This is a genomic window from Pradoshia sp. D12 (genome assembly GCF_008935075.1).
GTDB lineage: Bacteria > Bacillota > Bacilli > Bacillales > Pradoshiaceae > Pradoshia.
Genome location: NZ_CP044545.1, coordinates 1,486,908 through 1,501,501 on the forward strand (window position 1 = coordinate 1,486,908; position 14,594 = coordinate 1,501,501).

Sequence of the window (14,594 nt, forward strand, 5' to 3'; positions counted from 1 at the left end):
ACATCATTCAGTTCCATTAAAATCTACTGTCGGTGCCTGCTCTGCGCCATCAGCAGCTTTAAAATATTCCTTGCTATCAAAATTAAATAATCCGGCAATCAAGGCACCGGGAAATTGCTTCACTTTTTTATTATAAGTGGATACTTCCGTATTATAATCCTGTCTTGCTACAGCAATCCGATTTTCAGTACCGGCCAGTTCATCCATTAATTGCTGGAAACTTTGATTGGCCTTCAGATCAGGATAGTTTTCAACAACAACTAATAGTCGATTTAATGCACCTGTAAGTTCATCATTGGCCGTTGCTTGTTCCTGCGGTGTATTAGCACCGGCAAGATTTGCACGAGCAGTTGAGACATCATTTATAACGGCTTCTTCATGCTCGGCATACCCTTTAACGGTATTAACTAAATTAGGAATTAAGTCCATCCTTCTTTGTAATTGGTTGTCGATCTGGGAATAAGCTTTATCGACATTCTCTTCTGCGTTCACAAAGCCATTATAACTCGAAGCAAACATAGCGATTATAATGCCAATAACCACAACCCCAGCAAGTAATATGATTGATCCTCTTTTCAATATTTTTGCACTCCTTTCTTACACTATATAACGTTTGATGGGTGAAAAAGTTTCATTAATCATCATACCCCTAAATATAAAAAAGCAATCTTAGTTGAAAGGCTTCATTTCCTAATTATAATTGGGTTTACCTAATAAAAAGAATGTTTTAATTAATATTCTTGCCAAATTGTCAGGTTAGTATAGTAAAGAGAAATGTTAAAGAGAGGTCAGTCTAAATCAGATAATAATTTGCAAGCAAGTTGAAGCCAATTGAATAAAATGCGACAGAGTACTGTCGGCCATTTATTATCTAAACAGTATAGGAAGAGTTTTGTTGAACTATTCTCCAAGTTCTAGGTGATAACCTGGCTATTGTATTAAATGGTTAAAGGGTTGTGAATTGAGGAATATATTGACTATCTTATTCTTGGAAGGGGTTGTTTATGATTAGACGGGAGTTAAATACTCTTGTCTTTATCTTAATTGTGGTTATTAATGCTTTGGCTAACTTGCTGCCAATCAACGGTCAGACGACAGGAGAAATATCAAATCGAATTGATGTATTAATCACACGTGCAGGTTACGCATTTTCTATCTGGTCTTTAATATTTTAATAGGTATATGGATTATTCGACAGTATCCAAGGGAGCGTCGAGGATTGCCTGTTTATACAAATACTAGCATTATATTTATGTTAAGCGGGCTATTGAACTGTACGTGGATCCTGACCTGGCATTATGAATATTTCATAGCTAGTCTTGCTGTTATGTTTACCTATTTAATCAGTTTGATCATCTTGTATAGGCGAATGAAAAATAGCAATCCTGGCTTATTAGACATCGCACCATTTTCAATCAATCTTGGATGGATTAGTGTTGCGACAATTGTTAATGTAGCTTATGTATTGAAAGAATATGGGTGGGACGGCTTTGATTTATCCGGTGAGATATGGACAGCTATTATGCTTGTGGTTGGTACAGGACTGGCGATTATCTTTAAATTTAATTTGTCTTTGTTTGGGCATACAATGCGATTGGAATTCGTAATCAGGAGACTTCAGAGGGCATTGCCTACATGGCATATGGGTTGGCTGTTATCATCTTTATTGCATCATGTATCCCGGTAAACAAACAAAAACAAACATATAATCACAACGTAAGGTAGATAAATAGTTAATGTTAAAGAGGCTGGGACAAATAAAACGAAATAAAGACAATAGAGCTCAGCATAATCCTCCTTCAAATATACCGATCAGAATGCTAGTTTATAAATTTGAAAGGGATATGAAGGGTATACATAAAAGAAAGTTTGGAGAATTATTCCGTGATTGGCTGAACCGGATTCATTTAAATAATGATGAGCTGAATCGTCAATTAAGCGAAATATATGAAAGATCTCGTTATGGGGAAGAGGATATTCCGAAAAACGATGTAAAGGTATTTAAAGAGATGCTTAAGCAAATTAAGAAACAATTGGATAAATCAGCTGAATAATTGGATATAAATAGATATGATAAGCACCGACTGGATAATAAATAACAAAAATATATTATAGCACGTGCAATAATGAATTAAATTTATAGCAATGTAATAATACAGCTGCCCACAGATTTTCTTCTAGAAGGATAAAAATTTCATGATTATTAGTTAGATAAATAAGTAAAAGGGCTTATCTTCCTTAAATATTAAAATGACTTTGGGCATCTTTTCATATCCGTAGGTAACGACTTATACTAAAAATATAAATTAGTCAGAATATTTGGTATTATGGAATTGGAAAAACTCTAAAGCAGGGAGGATGAAAGATTTGTTGATTCATTCACACGAAAAGAGTTTACATAAAAATAGAAGCAGGATAAGTACACAGGTACCCTATATGGATAATCCGGATCAAAAACTTGATGTTTTATTAAATGTAGCCGGGAATGTACTTTTGGTTCAAGGTTATCTGATGGAATTTGAGAAGATGATTCAATTATCTAAAGATGCAAAAAGGATAAAGAGACAGTACATAAAAATTATGAATTATATTAATGCGGAATTGCATGAAGATTATCGGGAATATTATTCAGAACGTGCCCAAACTTTATATGCTGAGTATATGAGATCATCTAAAAAAAGAAACTTTGGAGGAATCCATATACTTCATAGATACATACCACAGCGTAAATCCATCTATTAATAACTAATCATATTATTTTTCTGATCTTTATAAGAGCCTCATTTCCTTTTTAGGGAATGAGGCTCTTAGTTTATTTTACAATACTAGGAATACTTAGGAAAAAAGTATATACTTCGACAAAACTTGTTATTATACTAGGACTATAGACTTGTTTTACCAAAAATTACAAATAGGTAAAGTGTATAAAACTTTTCAATAATCCAGTAACGAAGGGTAAGAAGTGATGTGGAATGTATGAGTAAAATAAATATTCTTATAGGAGAGAGTCAGGCCATTATTCGTGATGGATTATTTATGATTTTGAAGGATGAACATGACTTTGAAATGACAGGTTGTGCTGGAGATACTGATAGTCTTATAAAAATGATGTCTGAGCAAAAACCAGATGTAATACTCCTTGATAGCAATCTTCCTCCAAATGGAGGGAATGAAGCCTTAGCAATCATTAAAAATGCCTATCCTTCCAGTCAAATAATCATGCTTGCAGCGGATACAAATGAAGATGAAATCATCGATAGTATCAAAAAGGGAACAACCGGGTATATTTTAAAAAATGTGGAAACGAAGCATCTTCTTTATTCAATTAGGCAATGCGTGAATGGGCATATCGTACTGCCCTCTATTATTCAAAAGAATTTAATTATGTATTTACAAAATGAACCATCATCGCCAATACCAATTAAACTGGAGAAACAGGGAATTAACCTGAACGATCGGGAACATGACATTATTAAACTATTGTCAGAAGGGCATACAAATGAACAAATAGCCCACTATTTATTCTTATCTAATGGTACAGTTAAGAATTATGTAAGTCAGCTATACAGAAAGTTTAAAGTAAATAACCGTTCAGAATTGATGGCTTATATATATTCTTTAGTGAATTAAATAAATAGGAATGAAATAGTCGATTGAACTTCACCCAAGAATGGTCGATAAATAGAGTGGGATTCTTTTTAATACTCACTAAATTATTGATTAGGCTGCTAGAAATGAAAAGAGGTGAGCTATCTTTGTTTAGTCATTATTATACCTATGGATTCATGTCGCCGGCTGTATTCATCAAGATAGCTGAAGAGGCCAAACTTATTGTACCGCTTGAAAGGTTAATTATCCGCCAAGTATTCCAGCAAATTAAGGTATGTAAAAGGGAAGGGATATATATTCAACTTATTTCAATAAATATATCTGTTATTCATTTTTCACAGGAGGACTTTGTTGAATTTTTTGCAGAAGCATTAAAAGAATATGGGTTAACCGGGAAAGAAATTGGTATTGAAGTGATCGAAACTATCATGATGCATGATAAACAGGAAAATAATCATTTATTACAACAGCTCCGTCAAATGGGGATACAAGTCAGTATTGACGATTTTGGAACCGGATATAGTTCATTTAGTTATTTAAATCAATTGGCTGTTGACACTTTAAAGATTGATAAAAGCTTTGTTGATGATTTCGAAAGTAATAGTAAAATCATTTCTGCTATTATTTCGATGTCACATTCTCTAAATTTGAAAGTAATCGCTGAAGGTGTGGAGACGGATAAGCAGATGGCATTTCTAAAAAGTATCCGCTGTGACGAAGTCCAAGGTTATTTATATTCAGAACCTGTGCCTGCACATGAACTAAAAACAAAGCTTAGGAGAATCGCTAATTAACTAGTAAATTAGGTCCTTGTTCTTATGCATAGAACAAGAGGCTTTTTAGTTGAGGGAAAGTATCTGTCCAAAAATAAAAAACGCGAGCAAGGCTATTAGGATCTATTGCCTTCTCGCGTTTTATTCAATTTTAATCGAAGCATCCATCATCTGTGCAAAATTCATTTACATGTTGTTTGTTTGAAGCGGTCATTAATGCCATATCATATTCTTCTTCCCATACATCCTGAAGCACTTCTTTAAGTGTTTCAGTGCTTTGGGCTCCGGAGATGGCATATTTATTATTGAATACGAATAAAGGGACTCCCTTAACTCCTATTTGTTCGGCTATTTGTATATCCTCATTTACTTGTTGTTTATATTGCTCCGTGTTAAGTACATCTAGTACTTCATGTCCGGGAAGTCCTATTTCATTTGTAAGTTTCAGAAGGGTAGCGCGGTCTCCTATATGCAGTGATTCAGAAAAATAAGCTTTAAGTATTCGTTCAGTCATCTCCTCGCTTTTCCCATACTCCTTAGCATAGTGGGTAAGACGGTGAGCATCTGTTGTATTTGTAGGAATCATTGAATCAAAGCGAAATATAATCCCTTCTTCGCGGGCCTGTTCAGATATATGTTCATTCATTTTTCTGGCATGGTCAACTGTAGTGCCATATTTAGCAGCAATAAGCTCATGAATATTTGAATTTGATTTCTTTGGAGCATCAGGCTGCAGTTGATAGCTGTGAAAATGTACTTCTATCTGATCTTTGTATATGAATTCAGCTATGGCGGCTTCTAATCGCCGTTTCCCTATATAACAGAAAGGACAAGCATAATCGAACCATATATCAACTCTCATTTTTCAAGCCTCCCTGGTCTATCTGGTTGTATGTTCAAAGTATACATTTTCAAATAGGGCATGACAATATACATGCTTGCAGGTGTGTGTCTTATCGGGTAACAGTTCGGAGTGTAATTGCTCTATGTAGTTTGCCTTAGATACATATTATACATGTTGATATATATATATGAAAGCTGCAACCAGAGTATCTGGACTAATTAAATTTTCCGCTTTTGAACAAAGGAATACTGCATTGGATTTACAAAGGAATCCTGATAAATACAGTTATTTTATTTGATTATAATGACTTTTACAACAATGGAATAATCCTTTTTAAAAAGCGAAAGAGATATGTCACTTTATACATGGTTATCAATAAAACAATGAAATTGAGTTAAATAATGTCATTTATTTAGATAGTTATATATAATTAATAGAAATACTCGAAATATTTGAAGTATTTATTGGTTAGAGAGTGGGAGGGATTTTTGAGTGGTCACAAAACAGGATACGAATCAGCCGTTGCGCAAGGAAGTAAAATTGCTAGGCAATATACTAGGAGAGGTTCTCATCTATCAGGGTGGACAAGAGCTTTTTAATACCGTTGAAAAGATTCGTACAATGTGTAAATCTCTTCGTTTACACGTGGAAGATGAGACGTATCATACATTAAAAAAGGAAATAGAAATGCTTAGCCTAGAGACAAGAATGCAAGTTATTAAGGCTTTTTCCGTTTATTTTCACTTAATAAATGCAGCTGAACAAAATCATCGTATTCGACGAAAGCGTGAATATCAACTGAACAATTCCGATGAGCAGCCTGGTTCAATTGAAAAAGCCATCCAATCTATGAAGGATAAAAATATTAGTGGTGAAATTATACAGCATGTTCTTGAACGAATATCACTGGAATTGATTATTACTGCCCATCCTACAGAGGCGGCTAAACGGTCTATATTAGAAATCCAAAAGAGATTATTACTTCTCCTTAAAACGCTTAATAATCCTATGTTAACCGAAAATGAATATAAGGAAATTAAAGAAGACCTCTATAATGAGATTACTACTTTATGGCATTCTGATGAATTAAGGGACAGGAAACCAACAGTCATTGATGAAGTCAGAAATGGATTGTATTATTTTGATAAGATTTTCTTTGATGTCATACCCGAAATACATCAGGAAGTAGAAGACAAATTGACTGAACATTACAGCGGTGAAATCTGGAATGTGCCAAATTTTCTTCGATTCGGTTCATGGATTGGAGGGGATCGGGATGGAAATCCGTATGTAACCCCAGCTGTTACATGGGAAACTCTAAATAGACACAGAGCATTAGTTCTCAAAAAATATGAAAAGGCTTTAATTGAATTAATGAAACGTTTATCTCACTCAACAGTCCAAATTAGAGTTGGTGATGAGATAATGAGATCGATAGAATTGGGAGAATCAAAATATATAAACGACGATAAAAAATGGCCTGTCAAAAATGAAGCGTACCGTCGTAAATTGGCTATTATGGTTGAACGTGTCCGCATGGTGGCTAATGATGAACGAGGGTATCAAACATCGGAAGAACTGCTTGAGGATCTACTGATGATTAAAGAAAGTATAGATACGCATCATCCAAAAGGGCATCAGTTAAAGCTTTTACATAAATTAATTAGACAGGTTCAGTTGTTTGGCTTCCACCTTGGAACATTGGATATTCGAAATCATAGTGATGAGCATGCAGGTGCCATTGATGAAATCCTAAGGAAAATTAAGATTACAGACAGTTATGCAAAATTGACTGAGCCTGAAAAAGAAAAGCTGCTGGAAAAATTGTTGATGGATCCAAGGCCGCTATTGCTAGACAATGAAGAATATACCAAGGAAACGCAGGAAATTATTACGGTATTTAAATTAATCAAAAAGGCCCATAAAGAATTTGGAAAAGCATCCATTAGGGTCTATATCGTCAGTATGACACGTTCGGCAAGTGATTTGCTGGAAGTTTTATTATTGGCCAAAGAAGCGGGATTATATAAGCTTCATGCAGATGGTACAGTTGAAAGTGATTTGAATGTAGCTCCATTACTAGAAACAATAGAAGATTTGTCAAACGGACCTGCTATTTTAAAAGCATTGTTTGACCTGCCAGTTTATCGTGAGCATCTAAGAAAGCTGAAAAACCAGCAGGAAATTATGCTGGGGTATTCGGATGGCAGTAAGGATGGGGGGACTCTGACCGCCAATTGGAAGCTTTATAAAGCACAGATAGAACTGCATGAATTGGCAAAGGAATATGATATTTCAACAAAATTCTTTCACGGCCGTGGTGGTTCTCTTGGCCGTGGTGGCGGGCCTTTGAGCAGAAGTCTTCTCTCTCAGCCGCTCGAAACACTGGGAGACGGGGTGAAAATAACAGAGCAAGGAGAGGTATTATCGTCTCGTTATTTAATAGAAGACATCGCATATCGTTCCTTAGAGCAAGCAACGTCAACGCTTCTGGAAACGGCTGCTAATGTTTCGAAATCTTCTGAACAAGGCCATTTAAGGGATGATAGCTGGGTACGCGCCATGGAAAGTATCTCTGATATCTCTTATGAAAAATATCAGTCACTTGTATTTAAGGATGAAGGTTTTTTAACTTACTTTAACCAAGCTACACCTCTAAAAGAAATTGGTGAACTGAATATTGGTTCCAGACCGATGGCTCGTAAAAACAGTGATAAGTTTGAAAATTTACGAGCTATTCCCTGGGTGTTTGCCTGGACACAAAGCAGACAGTTATTTCCTGCTTGGTATGCTTCCGGTACTGGTCTAGCAACATACGCATATAAAGAAAAAGGCAATATAGAGACATTGAAAGAGATGTATCAGGATTGGCCATTCTTTAGATCCACAATTGATAATTTGCAAATGGCATTAATGAAAGCAGATCTTAAAACAGCGAAAGAATATGCTGATTTGGTTGAAGATCCTTTAATTGGAGATCGGATATTTGAGGATATAGTGGAAGAGTACAACAAAACCAAATCAGTTCTGCTTGAGATAACTGGAGATGAAGAATTACTTGATCAAACACCGAATATTAAGGATTCAGTTCGTCTTCGAAATCCTTATGTGGACCCATTGAATTTCATTCAAGTTCACTTAATTAAAGAACTAAGAAGTTTAAAGGAAGTGGATACCCAATTAGTTGTTCAGGTATTACATACGATTAATGGTATAGCCGCAGGTCTTCGTAATACAGGATGATTGATTAAGGTAGGGAGGATGACAGTAGAGTCATCCTTCTTTTTATTTTCTTGAGATGCGTAAAAGCATTTATTTGAATTTATTGTGAAAAATTAAAAATTAAATTTTACAGGTAAATTTTCTCCGAATTTAAAGGTTTTCCTACGGGAAACATGAAAATTATACGGTAAAAACTGCTTATTTATTATGATTTTGCTATAATACCAATTTCAAAATATATTATTATAATATAAAAACCTAAGGATGTAAATAAACGATAGATTTTAAGGTAAAGACGCTTATAAAAAATGATATAGGAAAGATTTGGAGAAGAATGTCGGTTGTCATATAATTATTTAAGGATAGGATAAAAATCCTATCTATTTCCAGGAAAGGAGATTAAGAGGATATCAGAAATTGGGCCTGCAGTCTGGGGGACCGGGCCCAATAGTCTGTTGCTGGGTACACCAACATAATAGTAGTATACCCATTATTGAATAGAAAGCAAATATAATTCAAAAAGGGTGGAGTATATGATAGTGGAAAACAGACCATATATTAGGATAGATACAAAAGTTTTATTACCCGTTTTTGTGGAAGGTTATTTGTATACTCAGTTATATTTTCAGGATACTTTTTATATGGTGGAGAAATCTCCGCTTGCTATTTTAAAAGACAGTATCATTGGCTATGGTGCTGATTATCAAGGGGCAAAAAACAGTTCAAAATCATATCTGGGAGGAAGTTATATTTTGCCTCTGCAGATTAGCGGCCAACATAGTATTTATATGTTTCCGACTCATTCTTGTCGTGATGTAGAATGTGCTTGGATAGCACTAGATCACTATCGAGGATGCGACCCGATTGATAGTAGTGAGTGTTACGTATACCTTTCCAATCAAACAACTATAAACATTAATTGTAAAGCATCCATACTAATGAAACGATATAATAACGCATTAAAGCTAAAAGATAAAATAGAAAAGTTCAGTCTCACTTAATGATCTTTCTTTGAAATCATGAAGGCTGTTTAATAGAAAGTTTCGTAATTTTGAAAAATGATATTCTAAAAGTTTAGATTAAAAGAATTCAGCACTAGACTGGATTCTTTTTTGTTAGGTTTTAAGTGCAAAGCGACAGACGTACTGCTACTTCTATCTATTTAAGATATAAATAGTAAATAATCAGAATAGTAGTTATTTTAGAAAACAAAATGAGAAAATAGACTCTTTTTTTTGAAAACTCAATTGATTCTTAATACTATTTGTGTTAAATTCTATGTAAATGGTCACAAATTACACTGATTTGTTGAATTAATTACTAAATTATGCATAAAAATTTATATATTAATCTGATGAGGAGGAAAAGAAGTGGATAATATGCTACTAAATGAACTTGCTATAGAGGATAAAGGTAAAGTGGGAGATATCGTTGAATTTGAGCGACGTGGTCTTTCTATTTTAGGAAAAGTATCAATTGTTAGGGAGTTATCATGTATTGTTGAAATAGATGAAGAAGTAGCAGAGCATTTTTGTTATGAAACACCGAGAACGGTCGTGCGCCATAATAATTACAAAGTAGTTAGATCATCATCCATGTAACCTGTATCTGTCTATAAAACTAGCACTAAACTGAATGAAATAGATTTAATAATCTGAAATATTCATATATAGATAAAAGCACTCGGTTTATGAACTGTACATAAAAGTTAGCTGCTTATCTAACTTTCTTAGTTCAGATTTTTATGCTGAGTGCCTTTATCTGTTCATTCTTCTTGTAACCAGGGACTTGGTCTATCAATCTGTATAAAAAGCTGGTTATTCCCACAACAAAAAAAATTTATTCCCACAACAAATTATCATAATAATTTTTCTGAATATTTAAAATTATAGGTAGGAATTTAAAGGTCGTGTAAAGAACATATTGTAAGAAGCATAGTGGAATTAATCATCTGAAAAAAGATAGCTTTGTTTGTATCGACAGTTTTTTAAAATTTTATTTGAAAACGCTTACATGCAAAGGGGGTGTTTAATAGGCTTTGTTTATTCTTTTATTTACGTCCTGGAGTCTTTAGATAAAAAGGTAAAGTAGTACCGTAATCTTTCTTTGTTTCTAATATGCAAGAGAATGGTTAACTGCTACATTGAAAATCCTTTGGTAAATTTATGAATCCTCTGAGGTATCGTAGCGTTTTAAATAGGAATAACACTTCAAGATTAGCAGTGTTCAGTTTGATATAATTGGTAGTTTTAATTGGTAGGTCCTTATAGGAAGCTTCAAGCTGGAGACATGAGAATTTATTTTTTTTGTGAAAAATTCCGCGAATTGGAGGAGAAAAAGTGAAGCTATCACAATTGCTTGATTCGAATATCGAAAAATTCGATGAGTACTCTTTTTTATTCTATGGAAACAAGCAATTTACAAATGTAGAGACAAGGAGATATGCCAATCGATTGGCCAATGGATTTAGAAATAGAGGGATTCAGCCAGGAGACAGAATCCTTGTCATTATGCCAAATATGCCTGAAGTATTAATTGCGTATCAAGGGATAACAAGAGCCGGTGCTATCATTGTACCTGTTATGTTTTCACTCCATCCAAAAGAAATTGCCTATATTGCCGCAAATTGCGGAGCCAAACTAATTATCACCTCTAAAATCATACTCGATCATATCCAACAAGCGATTGATTTATTAAACATAAAACCAACCGTAATTATTACAGATGATGATACTTCCAGTACTGCGATTAATATATATGAATATATGGATTCCAATGAGAATTTGGACAAGCGATTTTCTATAGATATCGATTCAAAAGATACTGCTGTTATTCTCTATACCTCAGGTACTACAGGTAACCCAAAGGGAGTTATGCTGACTCATTCAAACCTCTATTCAAATGCGGTTAACTCTGCCAAACATGCTAATACAGAGAGAGGAACGACACTCGGAATTCTTCCGCTAGCTCATGTGTATGGGTTAACCATATCAAATACATGTTACATAGTGGGAAGTTCAATTGTTATCTTCTCCAGGTTTGACCCTGCAAAAACATTAGCAGCAATAGAAAAGCACAGAATTAAATCGTTTGCCAGTGTTCCTGCCATGATTCATGCCTTGGTCTCGTATCCTGATTATAATCAATACGATCTTCAAAGCTTGGAATCTATAAGTTCAGGTTCTGCGCCATTACCCACTGCCTTGCTGGCAGCATTTGAAGAAAGGTTTGGGGCAAAGGTTTATGAAGGTTATGGATTATCTGAGGCCTCACCTATTGTTACAGCTCATAAAAAGGGTCAGCCGGTTAGACCCGGATCTGTTGGATTTCCTATACCGGGGGTACAAATTAAAATTGTGGATGGATTGGCTTTGGAGATGCCAACCGGTGAGATTGGAGAAGTGGTGGTGAAGGGAGAAAATGTGACACCCGGTTATTTTCACAATGAAAGCGAAACAAACAACGTATTAATAGACGGTTGGTTGCATACGGGAGATTTAGGACGTATCGACGAAGATGGTTATTTATATATTGTCGACCGAAAAAAAGATTTAGTTATCCGTGGAGGGTTCAATATTTATCCACGTGATGTAGAGGAGATATTAAGTCAGCATCATGCGGTATCTGAAGTGGCTGTCATTGGAATACCAGATGCCAGTATGGGTGAAGAGTTGGTAGCATGCATTGTCAGGGAATCAAAAAAAGATATCCAGGAAGAGGAACTAATTGCATATTGTCAGGAACATCTTGCAAAAAATAAAACGCCAAGAAAAATATTATTTTTTGATGCACTACCGCGGAATGGTGTAGGGAAAATTCTGAAGACTCATCTCCGAACTGCCGCATCCGAGAGAATAATAGAGCGGGACTATAAATAATTTTAATGAAGGGAGTTTATAAATATGAGAGAAACCATTACAGCTACGTCAAGAGGCCTCTTGGTAGATTCATTTCCATATCGTTTGTATCAAAAAGCAAAAAGGGTGGGGACATGGAATCCAGCTGATATCGATTTTACAAAGGATGCTACGGATTGGAAGCAGGCAACACCGGGACAAAGGCATAGCATTCTTCGTCTTCTTTCACAATTTCAGGCAGGAGAAGAAGCTGTCACACTTGATTTATTACCGCTTATGATGGCAATTGCCAAGGAGGGACGGATTGAAGAGGAAATGTTCCTGACTACCTTCCTGTTTGAAGAAGCAAAGCATACTGAATTTTTTAGAGCCGTCTTGGACGCAATTGGAGAAAAGGGTGAGTTAAATCCTTTATTAACAGATACGTATAAGCAAGTATTTCAAGTCATTTTACCAAATGCAATGGATCGCCTGCTTACAGATCAATCACCTGAGGCGATTGCGGATGCCTCCACTGTATATAACATGTTTGTAGAAGGGGTACTTGCTGAAACGGGATATTTTTCATTTTATCAATCGCTGGAAAAATCAAATTTAATGCCAGGATTGCTTGAGGGAATTGGCAATTTGAAGAGGGATGAATCTCGCCATATCGGCTATGGTACTTACTTGCTTCAGCGTTTGATTTGTGAGCATCCTCATATATATGATGATGTTGTCATGAAACGGATGGCGGAGTTAACGCCGCTGGCTCTAACAATTGTGGAAGAGGGATTAACAGATGCGGATATAGAGGCATTTGGGACAAGCCCTGAAGAGGTTGTTAACTTTTCCATGAAGCAGCTTCAAATTAGAATGGATATTCTATCAAGGGCGAGAGGAAAGAAAATTGAAGAGATCTATAGAACTTCTGAAAGCGAAGTTGGCATGATTTAAGTAAGAACACTCGACTCTATAAATCTAGTAAATCTATTCAGATGCTCTATAGAGCATCTGTAAATAAAACATACCGACTGGTTAGTATTTAAATGATAGGGGGATTAGTATGTATTTACGTTTAACTGATGAACAAAAAATGGTTCAAAAAACAATTCGTAGATTTGTGGAAAAGGAATTAATGCCATTAGAAAATGAAGTGTTACGAAATGAACGAGAAGGGAAACCAAGCCTCTCTCCGGGTAAGCTTAAGGAATTACAATTAAAAGCGAAGGAAGCTGGATTTTGGGGCATTAACACACCTGAAGAATATGGCGGCGCTGACTTAGGTCAGATGATGATGGCTATTGTAGCTATTGAGGTAGCCAAAACATTTGTCCCTTTCACCTTTGGCGGTTCAGCGGACAATATTCTGTACTATGCAAATGATGAACAAAAGAAAAAATACTTGATCCCTACAATAAACGGTGACAAGAAATCCTGTTTCGCCATGACAGAACCAGGTGCAGGCTCGGATACGCAAAATATAAAAATGACAGCTGTAAAGAATGGCTCAGAATGGGTCCTTAATGGAGAGAAGACCTTTATTACGGGAGGAAATGATGCTGACTTTGTTATGGCCATGGCAATTACCGATAAACAACAGCACATCGAATCAAGAGGTCGTGAAGGAGTAACCTGTTTTATTGTAGACCGTGATATGGGATGGCGTTCTGAGTTTATCCAAACGATGGGGGAAGGAGGTCCAGCCGGATTAGTGTTTGATAATGTTCGAGTTCCTGAGGAAAATATCTTAGGTGAATTGCATAAAGGATATAATTTAGGGCTTGAATGGATTGGCTTTGCAAGATGGATTGTAGGAGCGCGCGCTGTTGGTGCGGCTGAGCGATTATTGCAAATGGCAATTGATTATGCAAAGGAGCGTATCACATTCGGTAAACCAATTGCCGAGCGACAAGCCATTCAATGGCAGATAGCAGATTCTGCGGTTGAGATTGAAGCAGCGAGGTGGCTTACCTTAAATGCTGCATTTACTCTTGATCATGGGGAAGATAACCGGCATGTGGCGTCGATTGCAAAATTGTATGGAGCCAATATGGGAAATCGGGTGGTCGATCGGGTTTTACAAATTCATGGTGGTATGGGTTATACGAGAGAATTACCGATTGAGCGTTGGTACCGTGAAGCAAGACTTTGGAGAATTTATGATGGAACTGACGAAATCCAGCGAATGATCATCGCCCGTAATCTTATAAAAGGTCATGTTAAAATAGGAGAATTTAGCTGAATCAACTCCTAATAAAAGGAATTTTATGGTTTTTGTAGAAATAATTAACGTTTATCTTATTTGAA

The 14,594-nt window shown here is 35.7% G+C and carries 14 protein-coding genes; 12 read left to right on the forward strand and 2 right to left on the reverse strand.

Annotated elements, in window-relative coordinates; translation table 11 throughout:
* Positions 1-3 precede the first annotated feature (3 nt).
* On the reverse strand, positions 4-519 hold the full coding sequence (locus F7984_RS07305; RefSeq protein WP_180349931.1) for a LemA family protein: 516 nt from the start codon (positions 517-519) through the stop codon (positions 4-6).
* 485 nt (positions 520-1,004) lie between these two features.
* On the opposite strand from F7984_RS07305, the gene F7984_RS19315 reads away from it, so the two are divergent.
* The 6 genes from F7984_RS19315 (at position 1,005) to F7984_RS07330 (ending at position 4,403) form a co-directional block, all read left to right on the forward strand.
* A complete protein-coding gene (locus F7984_RS19315; RefSeq protein WP_225983674.1) occupies positions 1,005-1,175 on the forward strand; it encodes a hypothetical protein in 171 nt (56 codons plus the stop codon).
* 194 nt (positions 1,176-1,369) lie between these two features.
* Positions 1,370-1,687, forward strand: coding sequence for a hypothetical protein (locus F7984_RS19320; protein WP_225983675.1), 318 nt, complete (start codon positions 1,370-1,372; stop codon positions 1,685-1,687).
* A gap of 157 nt (positions 1,688-1,844) precedes the next feature.
* Complete coding sequence (locus F7984_RS07315) at positions 1,845-2,054, forward strand: hypothetical protein (protein WP_192796836.1); 210 nt, start codon at positions 1,845-1,847, stop codon at positions 2,052-2,054.
* Positions 2,055-2,358: 304 nt separating this feature from the next.
* A complete protein-coding gene (locus tag F7984_RS07320; RefSeq protein WP_139891203.1) occupies positions 2,359-2,742 on the forward strand; it encodes a hypothetical protein in 384 nt (127 codons plus the stop codon).
* A 234-nt stretch (positions 2,743-2,976) separates the two neighbouring features.
* The gene (locus tag F7984_RS07325; RefSeq protein ID WP_140461292.1) at positions 2,977-3,630 is read left to right on the forward strand and encodes a response regulator; all 654 of its coding nucleotides are present in this window, start codon (positions 2,977-2,979) and stop codon (positions 3,628-3,630) included.
* A 104-nt stretch (positions 3,631-3,734) separates the two neighbouring features.
* Entirely contained in the window at positions 3,735-4,403 is a 669-nt protein-coding gene (locus tag F7984_RS07330) for an EAL domain-containing protein (protein ID WP_140461293.1), read from the forward strand.
* A 130-nt stretch (positions 4,404-4,533) separates the two neighbouring features.
* Here F7984_RS07330 and F7984_RS07335 read toward each other — a convergent pair whose 3' ends face one another.
* A complete protein-coding gene (locus F7984_RS07335; RefSeq protein WP_066100201.1) occupies positions 4,534-5,244 on the reverse strand; it encodes a DsbA family oxidoreductase in 711 nt (236 codons plus the stop codon).
* Between the two features lie 474 nt (positions 5,245-5,718).
* On the opposite strand from F7984_RS07335, the gene ppc reads away from it, so the two are divergent.
* The 6 genes from ppc to F7984_RS07365 all read left to right on the forward strand — a co-directional run bounded on the left by ppc (position 5,719) and on the right by F7984_RS07365 (position 14,529).
* Positions 5,719-8,469, forward strand: a complete 2,751-nt coding sequence (ppc, locus tag F7984_RS07340; RefSeq protein WP_140461294.1) for a phosphoenolpyruvate carboxylase — start codon at positions 5,719-5,721, stop codon at positions 8,467-8,469.
* Between the two features lie 518 nt (positions 8,470-8,987).
* Positions 8,988-9,449: a competence protein ComK gene (locus F7984_RS07345; RefSeq protein ID WP_175354212.1), complete on the forward strand. Its 462-nt coding sequence runs from the start codon at positions 8,988-8,990 to the stop codon at positions 9,447-9,449.
* A gap of 378 nt (positions 9,450-9,827) precedes the next feature.
* Entirely contained in the window at positions 9,828-10,049 is a 222-nt protein-coding gene (locus tag F7984_RS07350; protein WP_066102241.1) for a DUF2187 family protein, read from the forward strand.
* Positions 10,050-10,787: 738 nt separating this feature from the next.
* Positions 10,788-12,326 (forward strand): class I adenylate-forming enzyme family protein, encoded by a 1,539-nt coding sequence (locus F7984_RS07355; protein ID WP_140461295.1) that lies wholly within the window; start codon positions 10,788-10,790, stop codon positions 12,324-12,326.
* Positions 12,327-12,350: 24 nt separating this feature from the next.
* Complete coding sequence (locus tag F7984_RS07360; protein ID WP_139891201.1) at positions 12,351-13,241, forward strand: R2-like ligand-binding oxidase; 891 nt, start codon at positions 12,351-12,353, stop codon at positions 13,239-13,241.
* A gap of 109 nt (positions 13,242-13,350) precedes the next feature.
* Positions 13,351-14,529 carry an acyl-CoA dehydrogenase family protein gene (locus F7984_RS07365; protein WP_066100188.1) on the forward strand — a complete coding sequence of 393 codons (1,179 nt, stop codon included), beginning with the start codon at positions 13,351-13,353 and terminating at the stop codon, positions 14,527-14,529.
* The last annotated feature ends 65 nt before the right edge of the window (positions 14,530-14,594 follow it).